The organism is Nocardia sp. NPDC059240, assembly GCF_042753865.1.
Classification (GTDB): domain Bacteria; phylum Actinomycetota; class Actinomycetes; order Mycobacteriales; family Mycobacteriaceae; genus Nocardia.
Window position 1 is genome coordinate 156,706 of sequence record NZ_JBHZAC010000003.1, and the last position, 14,605, is coordinate 171,310.

Consider the following 14,605-nt stretch of genomic DNA (forward strand, 5'->3'; position numbering starts at 1 on the left):
CTCACACTACGGCTATTTCACCTCAATCCTCAGATACGGAAATTTCGTAGCCTTTTCTCCGTAATTGCCTATCTATTTCCGGTTCCTCACCCGTATCTGCGACAGACTGTGCGGGCGCGCAGATCGCACGAACAGCGCTCCCGCGCGGCTAGCCGACACCGACGGTCACCGGTTCGTTCGCGACCACGCGCACCGACCGGGCCCAGGCCGGGACCGCGTCGAAGTCGTTGAGCAGACGCCAGATTCGGTCACGGGAGAACGGTGTCTCGCAGGGGCGGGTGCCGACCGCGCGGCGGATCGCATTGCCCAACGCGGCCGGAACCGGGTTGTAGGGGCTTTCGCTCATCGACTTCGCACCGAACGGGCCGAGCTCGTCGAAGGTCTGCGCGAAATGGATCTCGGTCTCGGGGACGTCGTTCATCTGCGGAATCCGGTAGGCACGCAAGACCGGGGTGAGCAGGTTGCCCTGCTCGTCGACCATGACCTCCTCGTACATCGCGGTGCCAAGCGCCTGAGCGATGCCACCCTCTACCTGACCGCGGCACTGCTCCGGATTCAGCACCGTGCCGGCGTCCGCGGCGTGCACGGATTGCAGGATGCGCACCGCGCCCGTGCGAGTGTCGACCGCGACCCGGAAGCCGTGCACGTTCCACGCCAGCGACCGGAACTCGCCCAGCTCGTCACCACGCGCGAAAACCTTGTCGCCGTGGCGATTCGACGCCGGGCATGCCTCGATGACCTCACCGAAGCCGAGAACCCGCGCGGGGGTGCGGATCCCGTCCGCGAGCATCGCACAGTCGCCCGGCGCGACGCCGGTGAGCTCGGCCGCGACGCCGAGCAGCAACTGCCGCAGGGCGATCGCGGCGGCATGCAAAGCCTTGCCCGCCACCGTGATTCCCGCCGAAGCGAAGGCACCGGTGTCGTAGACCGCGCCGTCGGTGTCGCCGTTGGTCAGCACCACCCGGCCCGGTTCGGTGGACATATCGCTGGCGATGATCTGGGTGTGGACGGTCGTGGTGCCGTTGCCGAACTCGCAGGTGCCCACGGCGGCGGTGTACGTGCCGTCGGGCGCCAGTGACAACGTGGTCTTCGAGACGTGACCGAACGGGGCCATGGTCGCGATCATCGCGATGGCCATCCCCTCACCCACCCGCCAGTGCGCGCCCTCCGGGGCAGGTACCCCGTTGCCGCGAGACAGGCCGCGCTGCACCAGATCCAGGCATTGATCGAGGCCGTAGCTGCCGTACACCAGGCCCGCGTCGGCGGGATGCGCCTCGATCAGCGGGTCCCCGTCGCCGACGATATTGCGCCGCCGCAGCTCGAACGGGTCCATGTCCAGCGCGATGGCAAGCTCGTCCATCGCCGACTCGATACCCAGAATCACCTGGCCCAGACCGTAACCGCGGAAGGCGCCCGACGGCAGATTGTTGGTGTAGACCGTCTCCGCGTCGACCCGCTTCACCGGCGCGCGATACACGCTCAACGATTCCGCGCAGGCGTGGAACATCACGCCCGGACCATGATTGGCGTACGCGCCGGTGTCCGACAGCACGTTCAACGCGATGGCGGTGAGCCGCCCGTCGCGGTCGGCACCGAGCCGGACCCGCACCCGGAACGGGTGCCGCACCGAGGTGCGCGCGAATTCGTCGGGGCGGCTCATCTCGTAGATCGCGGGCTTACGGGTGCGCAGGACCACGAGCGCGACCAGATCCTCGGTCAGCATCTCCTGCTTGCCGCCGAACCCGCCGCCGACGCGCTTGGTGAACACCCTCACCCGATCCTCGGGCAGCTTCAGCAGGCGGCACAGAGTGCGCCGGGTCAGGAAGGGCACCTGGGAGCTGGTGCGGATCTCCAATCGGCCGTCCTCGTCCAACCAGCCGATGCTGCCGTGGGTTTCGAGCTGCATGTGCGAGACCCGCTGGGTGCGCCATTCGCCGGAGACCGTGACATCGGAATCGGCCAGCGCCTGCTCGATATCGCCGCCCATGCCGTCGTGGATGGCGGCCACCACATTCCGGGCGGGATCCAGGGGTAGTTCGTCGGCGGGTTGGTCGGTGTCGAGCAGTTCCGGATGCACCAGCGGCGCACCGGGAGTGCGAGCCAGCTCGGGGTCGTGCACCGACGGCAGCACGTCGTAGGTCACCTTGATCAGGCGGCAGGCCTGCTCGGCGGCGGCCGCCGAGGTCGCCGCCACCGCCGCGATGCGCTGGCCCCGGAAGCGCACGACATCGTCGAAGATGACGGTGTCGTGCGGGTCGTCTGTGCGGCGCTCGTGCTGTCCGGTGGAATAGCGCATTGTCGGCACGTTGCGATGGTCGAGCACCAACGCGACACCGGGCAATCGTTCGGCCTGCCGGGTATCGATGGTGCGGATGCGGGCGTGCGCGTGCGGGGAGCTCAGCACTCGAATATGCAGTGCGCCAGGCACATCCACATCGAAGGTGTACGGTTCGGTGCCGGTCACGACCCGCTTCGCCGCCGGTGGGTGCACCGACGTCTTGACTCCGGACGCCCCGGCACTCGGCAAAACGCGATCCGCTTCGGCGTGACCGCCGCATCCGGCGCTGTCGCGGACGCCCTGCCGGATCGCCTGCCGGATCGACCGGTAGCCGGTGCAGCGGCACAGACTGCCCTTCATCAGACGATGCATATCCCCCAGCTGATCCTCGGCCAGGGTGGAGGCGGTGATGATCATTCCGGCTGTGCAGAAACCACATTGGAAGGCGAAGTTGTCGACGAACGCCTGCTGCATCGGATGCAGGTTCTCGGGCGTGCCCAACCCGGAGACCGTGGTGACCTTGCGCCCCTCGATCCGCTGCGCCGGATAGATGCACGAATGCACCGGTTTTCCGTCGACCAGCACCGCGCAAGCACCGCAATCGCCTGCGTCGCAACCCTTTTTGACCTCGAAGTGCCCCTGATCGCGCAGGAAGGTGCGAAGACACTGCCCCGCACGGGGTTCGGCGTTGCACGACTCGCCGTTGATGTTCAGCTCCATGGCAGCAATTCCTGTCGGATTTCCTCGAGCAGCACTCCGCTGACGGCGCGACGCCAGTCGGCGGAACCCAGTGGATCGGTGTAATAGCCGTCGGCATCGCGGCTGTCGGTGCGCAGTTTGGCGGCCGAGGGCAGGGCGCGATAACGCAGCACCACCGGACGCTCGGTCGCGGCGGTGATGGTGAACACCGCGGCACCGGATTCATCGACGCGGCCGGTGAGCACCGCCGCACTGCGGCCGATCTCGGCCAGCGCGATCTTGCGGAAACCGGTGTGGGCGCGCAACGCGTGCTCCGGAATATCGATGCACCGCACCACATCTCCGCGCCGCAGCAGGCTGGTCCCATTCCCGGTGGGCAGTTCGGCGACCGGCATCGAGTACTGACCGCTCGGGGTCCAGATCAGGGCGGTGGCATCCAGCGCGGCCGCCAGCGACACCATCGACGCGGCCGCATACGACCGGGCGATATTCCCGCCCACCGTCATCATGTTCCAGATCTTGAACGAGGCCAGCAATGCGGTCGCGGCCTGAAAGAAGATCGGATGCGCCGCCCACCCCTCCCGCCGCCGGATCCGCGACAACTCCGCGACCGTGCACGTGGCCGCGATCCGCAACCCGTCAGCCGTCTCCTCGATCGACCGCCACCCCATGGTCCCCAAATCCACCAGCCCGGTGGTCTGCACCTGCGGCTCGGAATACAACCACGTCCCACCCCCGAGAAACGCCTCCCCCGGCCCCAACACCAGATCCTCCCGGCTACGCGCCGATCGCCAGCGCTCGATCGTGTTCAGATCCATCCGCCGAGTACAGCCCGCCCCCACCCCCACCCACCACCACCGCCGCAACCGAACCTCACAACCCGACCTTGGTTGATCAACCAAACAGCTACATGTCAGCGAATACGTTGAGAGATGCGCACATTAGGATGCGGAGATGTCAGCGCCCGGGGAGGCGCATCGGAAGAGGTACCGGAAAGGGAGAAGTTGATGACAGCACCCGAACACACGGCACACACCGAGCACGACCACACCCACGGCGAGGATTGCGGACATGTAGCTGTTCCGCACAACGGGCACACTGATTACGTGCACGACGGCCACCTCCACCGCGCCCACGACGGTCACTACGACGAGTGCGAACCGGCCGGACACACCGCGCACGACAATCACGACCACGCACACGGCGAAGGCTGCGGACATGCCGCCGTGCCCCACGGCGATCATGTCGACTACATCCACGACGGCCACCGGCACGCCAGCCACGACGGACATTACGACGAGCACTGACCATCGAGACACCCGCACGCAGGAGTGATGCGGCTGTCAACGTCTCCGCCCGTTTTGCGGCCCGCCGCGATCCGCGCAGGACACAGCGAATTCGTCCTGTCAGGATGTGGGGATGCTGGGGCAGAACACGCTGAACTCGGCCCGCGTGCGGGTGTCGTCCACGTATGTCCTTGTCGCGCTGGTGATTCTCGGAGTGGTTTGCCAGGGGCCGCTGATCCGCGTGGTCGGGTCGTCGGCGCGGCTGCAGACGGCGGTGACGATCTTCGCGGGTGTTTTCGTGCAGGCGGTGCCGTTCCTGGTGCTGGGGGTCACGGTCAGTGGGGCGATCGCGGCGTTCGTTTCGCCGGCGCTGCTGCGTAAGGTGTTGCCGCGCAACGAGACCGCGGCCATCGGCGTGGCGGGGCTGGCGGGCATGGCGCTGCCGGGGTGTGAATGCGGGGTTGTCCCGGTGGCACGGCGGCTGACCGAGCAGGGCGCGCCGGGGTCGGTGGCGCTGGCGTTCATGCTGTCCGCGCCCGCCATCAATCCGGTGGTGCTGATCGCGACGGCCGTGGCGTTCCCGGGCGAGCCGGGAATGGTGGCGGCCCGCTTCACCGGATCGTTGGCGACCGCGTTCACGATGGGGTTCCTCTGGTCGCGGATCGGACGCCCGGCGTGGATGCTGCCGCGCGCGGCGAGCCACGATCACTGTGTGACCGGGCGCAGCCGATGGGAGATCTTCAGCGAAACTGCGCGCCACGATCTGTTGCAGGCCAGCGCGTTTCTGGTGCTCGGTGCGGCCGCGGCCGCCGCGCTGCACGTACTGGTGCCGCCGGCATGGTACGAACACCTGTCGGGGCAGATGGCGGTCGCCGTGCTGGTGATGGCGGTGCTGGCGATCGTGCTCGCGCTGTGCTCGGAGGCCGACGCCTTCGTGGCGTCGAGCATGTCGGCGCTGCCGCTGCTGCCGCGGCTGGTCTTCCTGGTGGTGGGACCGGCCGTCGATGTGAAACTCTTCGCCATGCAGGCGGGCGCGTTCGGGCGGCAGTTCGCGATTCGCTTCGCGCCGTTGACCTTCGTGGTGGCGCTGGCGTGTGGCAGCATCGCCGGACTCGTCTGGTTGGGAGGGGCACGATGAAACGAGAGACCCAGAACCTGCTGTTGCTGTTGATCGGCGCCGCGGTGCTGTGGATCACGCTGGACGGCACCTATCTGCGCTACGTGAAGCCGAGCCTGCATCCGTACCTGCTGATCAGCGGTGTCGGCTTCGTCGCGCTCGGACTGATCGCGATCGTTCGAGACATCCGGCGTGGCAAGGCGGTTCACGAGCACGACGACGACCACGACCACAGGAACGGCCGCACCCAATGGCTGCTACTGGCCCCAGTCGCCACTCTGATGTTCATCGTGCCGCCCGCCCTGGGCGCCGGTGCGGCCGCGACAACCTCACCGGTACAGGCGGTTTCGCACGACCCGGCCGCCGACCAACCCAAGCAGTATCCGTTCCCGCCAATGCCGACCGACCCCGGGCCCCTCGTGTCCTTTGTCGATCTGGTGAATCGCGCACTGCTGGACTCGAGCCACTCCCTCGACGGCCGCGAGGTGACCATTCGCGGATTCGTCATCCGCCCCAAGGATCTCGAACAGAGCCACGCCCCCGCCACCGAGTTCGACCTGGCGCGCGTGGTGATCACCTGCTGCGTCGCCGACGCCCGCTACGTCCTCATCCACCTCGCCGGCATGCCCGACCCCATCGAGGACGACGCCTGGCTCGAGGTCCACGGCACCGTCGTACCCGGCAGCGCCCAAGCCGACTCCGACGAAACTCCCACCCTCACCGTGACCGGCTACCAGCGAATCCCCAAGCCCGACAGCACCTACGAGCGCAGCCACTGACCGGTGGCGCCGATCGTCCCGCGCTGGCGGGAAATGTCTCTCGAGCAGCGCGCTTCCCCTTCCTAGCATCGATGACGTCGCCGCGACGCACCGAGCGTCGCGGCCGGGAGGAAGGGATCATCGGATGGATCGGCACGAGGTGGGGGCCCGGGAGTATCGGGAATTGATCGGCGGTGACCCCGTGGAGAAGCTGGCCGGGGTGCGGGCGGCCTCGCCTGAAATGTACGAAACCATGATCGAATCGGTATTCGCGGGTCCGCTCGCGCGGCCCGAATTGGCGCGGGCCGACCGCGAATTGGCCACGGTGGCGATGATCGCGGCCATCGGCGGCGCGGATGACAAGCTGGCCGGGCACGTCCGGGCGGCGCTGCACCACGGCTGGCATCCCTCGGAACTGCGCGCGCTGGCCGAGCACGCCTCCGCGTACGCGGGATTCCCCCGGGCACTGCACGCCCTGGAAGTGATCGATCAGGTGGTCGGGGTGCGCCCGCCGTTGGTGCGGCGGGTACGGGCCAGTGATCACGAGACCCTGGTCGCCTCCGCCGGTGAGACCGGTCCCGCGGTGATCCTCTCGGGATCCTTCGGAATCGACTGGCGCATGTGGGAACCCATCATGGACCGTCTCGCCGTGGGCCGCCGGGTGTTCGCCTACAACCTGCGCGGCCACGGCGCGGCCGCCGGTTCACCCAAGCCCTTCACCATGGCGACCATGGCCGATGACGTGCTCGCCCTCATGGACAACCTGGAACTCGAGACCGCGCACGTGGTGGGCCTGTCCATGGGCGGCGGCGTCGCCCAGACCCTCGCGGTGCAGAACCCGGACCGGGTCGACTCACTGGCACTGCTGGGCACCACCGACTACCCGTTCACCGATGCCTTCCGCTTCCGCGCCCGGTCCGCCGAAATCGACGGCATCCCAGCGCAATTGGAGCCGACCCTGACCCGCTGGTTCACTCCCGCCGCGCTCGCCGCCAACACCTGGGGTGTCCGCTACGCGCGCGAACGGATTCTGCGCTTCGCCGCCGACGACTGGGTCGCCGCCTGGAATGCGTTCGCCGACATGGATGTTCAAGGCAAGCTGGCCGATTTCGGCAAGCCGGTGCTGGTGCTCTCCGGTGAGAAGGACGCCTCCTGCACACCGGAGATCATGTCCGGCATCGCCGAGCGCATTCCCGGTTCCATCTTCCAGGTGCTGCCCAACACCCCGCACCAGCAGACCCTGGAGCAGCCCGACCTGGTCGCCGAGGCGCTCGACAACTTCCTGCCCGCCGACCGATAAGGACGACCAGTCATGCCGTCAACACTGGTGACCGACTACCTCGAACAGGTCTGGAACCAAGGCCGCGCCGACCTCGTACCCCACTTCGTGGCCGAGGATTTGATCCAGCACAGTCCCGTCATGCCCGACGGCCGAGCCGGACTCATCGAGGTCGTCGAAACCATGCATCGGGCTTCCCCCGACTTCCGGTTCGAAGTCCACCGGGTGGCCGCCGAAGGCGATCTGGTCTTCGCCCACAGCCTCTACACGACCGGCCCGGGCGATCCCGGCACCGCCGTCGTCGATATCTACCGCATCGCCGACGGCCTCATCGCCGAGCACTGGGATGTGCGCGAGCAAGTCCCGCCCACCACCGTCAACGGCCGCCCGATCATCTGACCTGCGTGGGGTTTCAGGCGTAGTCGGTGGCGGGCTCGGTGGCGTAGTGGCTCATCACTTCGATATTCACCTCAGGTGTCAGTGCGGTGCCGTCGGCGACCGCGTCCCGCAGGTCACGGAAGTACTGCACGTACAGGTCGGGGGTGAAGGTGCTGAGCATGACGGCCGGCTCGCCGGTCACGTTGGCGAAAGTGTGCGGGGCGCCGGGCGGCACCATCACCAGGGTGCCCGCCGTCACGTCGTATTCGGTGTCGCCGACGGTGAAGCGCAGGGTGCCGGAGATGATGTAGAAGCCTTCATCGTGCCGGGCATGCCGATGCTGCGGAGGTCCGGGAGTGTAAGGGGCCACAATGGATTCGGCGATCCCGAGGCGGTGCCCGGTGGTGCTGCCGTCCTCGAGGACACGCATTCGTGTGGCCCCCAACATGATCGTCTCCCCCTCTCCGGGTCGAACGATCGAAACCGTTGCACCGGAGATCTTTTCGCCACTGACTTGTTCACTGGTCATGCTTCGATTGCACCGTTGCGACACCGGAGCTGTCCAAGACCGGTTCCGCGACGCCGATACCGCGGGAGTATCGTGCCAGCGTGGAGCTACGTACGCTGCGCTACTTCGTAGCTGTCGCCGAGGAACGCCACTTCGGTCGCGCCGCCGCCCGGCTGCACATGAGCCAGCCCCCGCTCAGCCGTGCGATCCGGCAACTGGAGGCGGAAGTCGGTGCGGCCGTGTTCGATCGGTCGCCCACCGGTGTCGGTCTCACCCGGGTCGGAGCGGTCCTGCTCGACGAGGCCCGTGCCCTGCTCGCGCAGTCCGACCGGGTCAGCGTGCGGGTGGCCGCGGCGACCGGCAACGCCACCCTCACCGTCGGCATCCTGGGTGATGCCACCGACCCCGGCATCGGCCGGCTGGCCGCCGCCTACCGCCGCACTCACCCCGAAGTCGATATCCGCATCCGCGACACCGACCTCACCGATCCGACCTGTGGACTGACGGCGGGACTCGTCGACGTCGCCGTCACCCGGGCACCCTTCAACGACACCGCCCTGACCATGCGCGAGCTGCGTGCCGACCCGGTCGGAGCAGTGCTGCGGTCCGACGACCGATTGGCCCGGCGCGACCGGCTGACCCTGGCCGATCTGTCCGACCGCCGCTGGTTCCAGTTCCCCGACGGCACCGACCCGATCTGGCAGAACTATTGGAACGGAGGCGAACCCAGGGAAGGGCCGGTGGTGCGCGTCGTCCAAGAATGCATGCAGGCCGTCCTCTGGAACGGCACCGTCGGCATCACCCCCCTGGGCCACCACCTTCCCGACGGCCTGGCCGCGATCCCGCTGATCGATATGCCGCCGAGCCGGGTGGTCGTCGTCTGGAACCGAGACGACACCAACCCGCTGATCCGATCATTCGTGCAAACAGCAACGGCCGCTTACCACGATCCTGACACCAGCGAGATACGCGCTCAGTAGCCTGCGACCGCTCCGTCGAGGGCAGCCTGGAGTTCGTCGCGTACCACGCGCATGATGTCGGCCGGTTGTGACGGCAGTTCGCCGAGCGGCATCCCGAAGTAGAAGCTGGCCGAACGGACATCGGCGCTGCTCAACGCGGCAGCCGGATCCGGCCGCGGGCCATAACTGAGTCCGAGACTGACCAGCACCGGGTCCGCGCCGAGTTCGCGAGCGCGACAGACGATGTGCCCGATACCGCTGCCGAGATCCTGCACCCGCGTGTGATCGACATAGTTGCAGGTGCCCTCGGGGAACAGTGCGATGCTGTCGCCTCGCGCCATGACGACCGCGCAGGTGTCGATCAATCGCTCCGAAGCGGCATTGACCGAGGAGCTCTCATGGTCCTTACTGCGAAACACCGGCAGCCCGCCCATCATGTCCAGGGTGTTCCGCATTTTCGGATCGGCGAACACCTCATGTTTGGCCAGCACCCTGGTGTGCCCGATCACGGGCCGCAACGGACTGCGCCACGCCGCCGCGCTCACCGTGTACGGGTCCCGCTCCGACAGGTGGTTGATGGAGATGACCAGCGGCCGACCCCCGGAGATGTAGTCCCGCAACGCTTTCCGCGCCCCCGCCGCGTAGCTCACCCGGGGCCGGAAGCGACGCCCGAGCAACCAGTACGCCGCCTTCGCCTTCACCAGATTCTGCCGATGATCGCGGTAGTAGTCGTACACGGCGTCACTATTGTCGAGGCTGACCTCGGGCGGCTCCATCTCAACAGCGTATCCCCAGCAAACCGCCGGATTCGGCATGCCTGTGCGATCGCCGGTACGCGATATCACCTCGGCGCGCCGTTTCCCGCCCACCGAGCGTTACGGTGCATTGGCCGGACGCTGCGCGCTTCCAGCACCCCGACCCCGAGGGAGAGCTCGCACATGGAAATCGTGAAGAGAACACCCACCGCCAAAGGCCCTGCCGACTGGTTTACCGGCGACGTCTACCTCGACGTCGTCTTTCGTGCCGAGGAACCCGCCCGTGCGCGCCTCGCCTCCGTGCACTTCACCCCTTGTGCCCGCACCGCCTGGCACCGCCATGCGCTGGGACAGGCACTGCACGTCACCGAGGGCACCGGCCTCGTCGTCAATCGCGACGGACAGGTGATCATGCTGCGGCCCGGCGAAACGGTATGGACTCCCCCGGGCGAAGAACACTGGCACGGCGCAGCACCCGACGCCTTCATGACCCACCTCGCCCTCTGGGAAGGCGACGACGTCACCTGGCTCGACCACGTCACCGACCCCGAGTACCAGGCCGCCACCAGCCATCTCCGCTGACCGCCAACGCGCAACCGACTACCGATGCCACGTCAGGGCTGCGGCTTCGGGCGCGCTCTGAACCCAGAGTGGGGCGATTCCGGAGTTCGGGCCAGGCCGCCCGAAATTGCGTACAACATTTCCCTTCCGCTTGTAGTACAGAAACATGAGCCCGAATCCGGGAATCAAGAGAAAGCACGCGGTGAACACACCGATGAACGCTATGACGAGACTTCCGAGCATCGCGTAGGTAGCCGCGTGCGGCTCGAGGAGTTTGAACAGGCTGGCGTTATCGGTGAACTGCTGATTGGTCGTATGGTTGAGTACGGCGATCACATTCCATCTACTTCCGCGCTGGGCGTAGCAGATTGTAATGACATCGTCTTGCCGCGGATTGACGTGAAAGTTGATTGCCTGGAAATCATTCTGGCGACCATCCAGCAGATATAGGCGAAAGGTTTCGCGAACGTCCGTCCGGGCCCGCGCGAAGGGCGTGCCATCCGATTGATAGCCTGCGGAGAACTGCGTCTCCGTCGTGGAATTCGCCCCCAAGACCCGACCGGTCACCCTTGTAACCTGCCAGTTTTGCTTCCGTAGGCCTTCGAAGCCGGTCGCTTCCGCGTTGACCCTCAGCGGTAGCATCGCGCGCACCATTTTGAAGACCAATAGAGCGAAACCTGCCCATATGATTATATTTATCACCAGTCCGAGCGAATCATACGCCGGGTCTGTCGAGCCCACCCTTTTCCCCTTGTCGACGTGCAAGAGAACAAACTATTTGGTATTAAGCATGCTCAAGTAACTGCATTCAAGCGCGCAATGCGCCCATAGGGAAAGATAGCACCGCAGTTCAATTGACGGGCCCACTCCCCAACTCCCATTCAATCCCCGAGGCTCGCTTCTCGGAGCCGCCGAGCCGCCGAAGAGTCGCCGACATCCGTCGAAGAACCGTGTCGTCAACGGACAACTCACCAACCCTTTGAGAATGCCGAAGGTGCCGGCCGGCCAGGACGGGACACGGCCCTACCGCGTCACTATCTTGGTGAACGAGGTTCCGGCGTAGCCGATCTCAGCGAGGGTGTCGCCAGCTGCCATGCAGGCCGTTTCGGTTGCCGTCGGTTACGGTGCAGTGGCGGCGTTGTGAGAGGGAATGGGTTGTCGGCGAGGTTGATTCGGTGTTTGGTGCTGGTGGCGGTGGCCTTTTCGATGCTCACGGTGGCGGGATCGCAGGTTGATCCGGGGGCGCGGTTCTTTCATCAGAGCCTGCGGTGGAAGGCCTGCGGTGCAGCGGATCTGGATGCAGCGGGAGCCGAATGTGCCGATGTGCTGGTGCCGTTGGACTACCAGCGGCTCGAGGGGCGCACTTTGCGGGTGGCGATTTCCCGGGTGAAGGCTACCGATCCGGCCAAGCGTCTCGGGGTGCTGCTATCCAATCCGGGCGGTCCCGGTGCGGAGGGGCTGGACAGTGTCGATTTGCTCGGTGATGTGCTTTCGCCCGAGGTGCGGGCACGCTTCGATCTGATCGGGATGGATCCGCGCGGGGTCGGCCGGTCGGGGCGGACTCCGCGCTGCGGGTGGCCGGTCGGGGAGATGATTCACGCCGCGGGGATCGATCCGCAGGGGTTCACGCGCGAAACCGGGCAGGCAGCACGCATGGCGACGGGCTGCGTCTCCGGCGATCCGGAGAAGGTGCGTCAGCTCACCACCCGGAACACCGCCCGCGACATGGACATTGTTCGAATCGCCCTGGGCGAGGAGAAGATCAGCTACTACGGCACCTCATACGGCACCTATCTCGGTGAGGTCTTCACTCAGATGTTCCCGCAGCGCAGCGACCGTATCGTCCTCGACAGCGCGATCGATCCGGACCGATATTGGGAAGGGCTCGTTCAGGATTGGGGTGAATCCGATGAGCGGGCGCTCGACGACTGGGCGAATTGGGCTGCGGCGAAAGACGATACGTATCACTTCGGAGCCACCGCGACCGACGTGCGTACAACGGTGGTCGAGCTGCTCGCGGCCGCCGCCCGCCGCCCGATCGTCATCGAGGGCTTCCCGATCGACGATCACTGGCTCCCGTTTCTGCTGCACAATCTGCTGACCGACGCGCGCCGGAACCAGCCGCTCGCCGACATCGTCCGCGAAATCGCCGACGCCGCAGGCGGTCCGCCGGTGGCCGCTCGCTCGCAACGCCTGCGCGGCACCTTGCAGGTCCTGCAATCCGAGGAGAACTCCACCCTCGCCCAGATCGCCTGCGGCGACGCCCCCGCACCCACCGACCCGGCGTGGTACGCGGCCAATATCGCAGCCACCCGCACCACCCAGCCGATCTTCGGAGCGCTCGCGAACAATATCCAGCCCTGCGGATTCTGGCCCGCCCCGGCCGAACCGGCCACTCTCGTAAGGAATTCCGTCCCTGCGCTGATCCTGCAAGCCACTGGCGACGCCCGCACCCCCTACGCCCACGGCGTTCGACTACACCAACATCTGACGGCATCCCGCCTGGTCACCCTGCAGGATGTACGCATCCACATGACCTTCCGCCCCGACCTGAGCACCTGCGTCGACACCGCCATCAACGCCTACCTCAGCACCGGAACCCTCCCACCCACCGACACCACCTGCCACGCCGACGCGCCTCCGGAATGAGTTCGTGGGCGCGGTCTGCTCATCGATCGAGTTGCAAGCAGCCGCTGTCGAGTGGGGTACCGGAGAAGCGGTCCAGGAGGAATGCCAGTGCGGCGGGAACGAAGAGAGCGCCGGCGAGCAGGTGATTGCTGCCCGGGTATTCGTTGTATCGGACCGAGACGCCGCGGTGGCAGTACTCGGCGGCAAGGGTGCGTTCGCCCGCGGCGACGATGACGCCGTCACCGGTCCCGTCGGCGTTGCCCGCGCCGAAGAGCATGGGTGCGGTCGGGGTGCCGGTGGTACCCATGTGGTTGTCGGTCAGGATGCGGGTGAAACCTGGGATCTCGCGGTAGTTCTGGTATTCGGGGCGCAGTAGTTGGGACAGACGCAGTCCGGGGAAGTTCGGTCCGTTGCTGACGCAGTGGTCGGCGATCTGGGCCATGACGTCGCGGCCGTAATCGGAGAGGTAAGGGGTCAGGTCGAGGTCGAATCCGCGTGCGGCACCCTGCATGACGTAGGGCAGGACCAGCGCCCATTCCGGGCTGCCGTCGACATAGTCGATGGTGGCGGCCATATCGACGGGCATGTCGCCCGCGGTGACGCCGACGATGTTCAGTTCGGGTGCGTAGGTCGGGGCGAGTTCGGCGGCGAACTCGGTGGCGATGGATCCGCCGGAGAAGCCGGACATCCCCACGGGAGTCGTGGCAGCAGCGCCGAGCACATGGAGAGCGGCGCGGATACCGTCCAGAGTGGCTGTGCCGGAGAGACGTCCGGCTCCGTAGGCGAGTTCGCTTCCCTCGTAGTCGGATACGACAACCGTCAGCCCGGCCGCCAGGTATCCGGCGATGATCACCGCGTCCTGCGGTGCCCCTTCACCGCCTCCCCGCAGCGCGTAGGACGGATCGCAGCCGGCGCTCAGTGAGTCGTAGGCGGTCTGGTAGGAGATCACTCGCAATGGGCCGGACGCCGACGGCGGGCGGATCACCGTCGCGACCGTCGCGTCAGGTTTCCCGAACTGATCGGTCGTGGCGTACAGCAGCTGGGTGGCCTCCGCCGGCAGCTGCACACCGGTCGGGGCGAGAGATATTGTGCGCGTCTGCAATACGGCTCCGTGCGCATTGGTCTGCCAACCGTCGAGGCCGCGGTAGAACGGGTCGTCGCCGGGTACCAGCACGCCCATATCCGCCGACGCCGGGACCCCTGCCGCGACTAGGGACGTCAGCGCGACGAGTCCTGCCACCAGTGCTGTGCGGCAACGAATTCGAACGGTCATGTTCCAACTCCTCTCACCGACCCCGACACCGCATCAAACGGTACGTGGATGTACCACCACGGAGGGAGCCCCGACAAATCAGGGCATCCCGACCGTGAATAGAGGAAGGCTCAAGGGGCACAGCAG

Annotated in this window: 14 protein-coding genes; 8 read left to right on the forward strand and 6 right to left on the reverse strand. The window is 66.6% G+C overall.

Going from position 1 to position 14,605, the window contains the following annotated elements:
- Positions 1 to 148 precede the first annotated feature (148 nt).
- Positions 149 to 2,998: a molybdopterin-dependent oxidoreductase gene (locus ACFXHA_RS10970; RefSeq protein ID WP_379355362.1), complete on the reverse strand. Its 2,850-nt coding sequence runs from the start codon at positions 2,996 to 2,998 to the stop codon at positions 149 to 151.
- Positions 2,989 to 3,795, reverse strand: coding sequence for an FAD binding domain-containing protein (locus ACFXHA_RS10975; RefSeq protein WP_379355364.1), 807 nt, complete (start codon positions 3,793 to 3,795; stop codon positions 2,989 to 2,991). The genes ACFXHA_RS10970 and ACFXHA_RS10975 overlap by 10 nt, the downstream gene beginning before the upstream one ends.
- A 189-nt stretch (positions 3,796 to 3,984) precedes the next feature.
- Here ACFXHA_RS10975 and ACFXHA_RS10980 point away from each other — a divergent pair, with 189 nt between their 5' ends.
- The 5 genes from ACFXHA_RS10980 to ACFXHA_RS11000 all read left to right on the forward strand — a co-directional run bounded on the left by ACFXHA_RS10980 (position 3,985) and on the right by ACFXHA_RS11000 (position 7,816).
- Positions 3,985 to 4,284 carry a hypothetical protein gene (locus ACFXHA_RS10980; RefSeq protein ID WP_379355366.1) on the forward strand — a complete coding sequence of 100 codons (300 nt, stop codon included), beginning with the start codon at positions 3,985 to 3,987 and terminating at the stop codon, positions 4,282 to 4,284.
- A gap of 112 nt (positions 4,285 to 4,396) precedes the next feature.
- Positions 4,397 to 5,401, forward strand: a complete 1,005-nt coding sequence (locus ACFXHA_RS10985; protein ID WP_379355368.1) for a permease — start codon at positions 4,397 to 4,399, stop codon at positions 5,399 to 5,401.
- A complete protein-coding gene (locus tag ACFXHA_RS10990; protein WP_379355370.1) occupies positions 5,398 to 6,159 on the forward strand; it encodes a TIGR03943 family putative permease subunit in 762 nt (253 codons plus the stop codon). The genes ACFXHA_RS10985 and ACFXHA_RS10990 overlap by 4 nt, the downstream gene beginning before the upstream one ends.
- 124 nt (positions 6,160 to 6,283) lie before the next feature.
- Entirely contained in the window at positions 6,284 to 7,438 is a 1,155-nt protein-coding gene (locus ACFXHA_RS10995) for an alpha/beta fold hydrolase (protein ID WP_379355372.1), read from the forward strand.
- Positions 7,439 to 7,450: 12 nt separating this feature from the next.
- Positions 7,451 to 7,816 carry a nuclear transport factor 2 family protein gene (locus tag ACFXHA_RS11000; protein WP_379355374.1) on the forward strand — a complete coding sequence of 122 codons (366 nt, stop codon included), beginning with the start codon at positions 7,451 to 7,453 and terminating at the stop codon, positions 7,814 to 7,816.
- A gap of 13 nt (positions 7,817 to 7,829) precedes the next feature.
- Here ACFXHA_RS11000 and ACFXHA_RS11005 read toward each other — a convergent pair whose 3' ends face one another.
- Positions 7,830 to 8,243: a cupin domain-containing protein gene (locus ACFXHA_RS11005; RefSeq protein ID WP_379355376.1), complete on the reverse strand. Its 414-nt coding sequence runs from the start codon at positions 8,241 to 8,243 to the stop codon at positions 7,830 to 7,832.
- 161 nt (positions 8,244 to 8,404) lie between these two features.
- On the opposite strand from ACFXHA_RS11005, the gene ACFXHA_RS11010 reads away from it, so the two are divergent.
- The gene (locus ACFXHA_RS11010) at positions 8,405 to 9,283 is read left to right on the forward strand and encodes a LysR family transcriptional regulator (protein WP_379355378.1); all 879 of its coding nucleotides are present in this window, start codon (positions 8,405 to 8,407) and stop codon (positions 9,281 to 9,283) included.
- On the opposite strand, the gene ACFXHA_RS11015 is transcribed toward ACFXHA_RS11010, so the two are convergent.
- The gene (locus ACFXHA_RS11015; protein ID WP_379355380.1) at positions 9,277 to 10,038 is read right to left on the reverse strand and encodes a lysophospholipid acyltransferase family protein; all 762 of its coding nucleotides are present in this window, start codon (positions 10,036 to 10,038) and stop codon (positions 9,277 to 9,279) included. The genes ACFXHA_RS11010 and ACFXHA_RS11015 overlap by 7 nt on opposite strands.
- Before the next feature lie 162 nt (positions 10,039 to 10,200).
- On the opposite strand from ACFXHA_RS11015, the gene ACFXHA_RS11020 reads away from it, so the two are divergent.
- Positions 10,201 to 10,599, forward strand: coding sequence for a cupin domain-containing protein (locus ACFXHA_RS11020; protein ID WP_379355382.1), 399 nt, complete (start codon positions 10,201 to 10,203; stop codon positions 10,597 to 10,599).
- Positions 10,600 to 10,617: 18 nt separating this feature from the next.
- On the opposite strand, the gene ACFXHA_RS11025 is transcribed toward ACFXHA_RS11020, so the two are convergent.
- Positions 10,618 to 11,343, reverse strand: a complete 726-nt coding sequence (locus ACFXHA_RS11025; protein WP_379355384.1) for a hypothetical protein — start codon at positions 11,341 to 11,343, stop codon at positions 10,618 to 10,620.
- Positions 11,344 to 11,760: 417 nt separating this feature from the next.
- Between ACFXHA_RS11025 and ACFXHA_RS11030 the strand changes: the two genes are divergently transcribed.
- Entirely contained in the window at positions 11,761 to 13,227 is a 1,467-nt protein-coding gene (locus tag ACFXHA_RS11030; RefSeq protein ID WP_379356611.1) for an alpha/beta fold hydrolase, read from the forward strand.
- Positions 13,228 to 13,246: 19 nt separating this feature from the next.
- Here ACFXHA_RS11030 and ACFXHA_RS11035 read toward each other — a convergent pair whose 3' ends face one another.
- Positions 13,247 to 14,479, reverse strand: coding sequence for a lipase family protein (locus ACFXHA_RS11035; RefSeq protein WP_379355386.1), 1,233 nt, complete (start codon positions 14,477 to 14,479; stop codon positions 13,247 to 13,249).
- Positions 14,480 to 14,605: the final 126 nt, after the last annotated feature.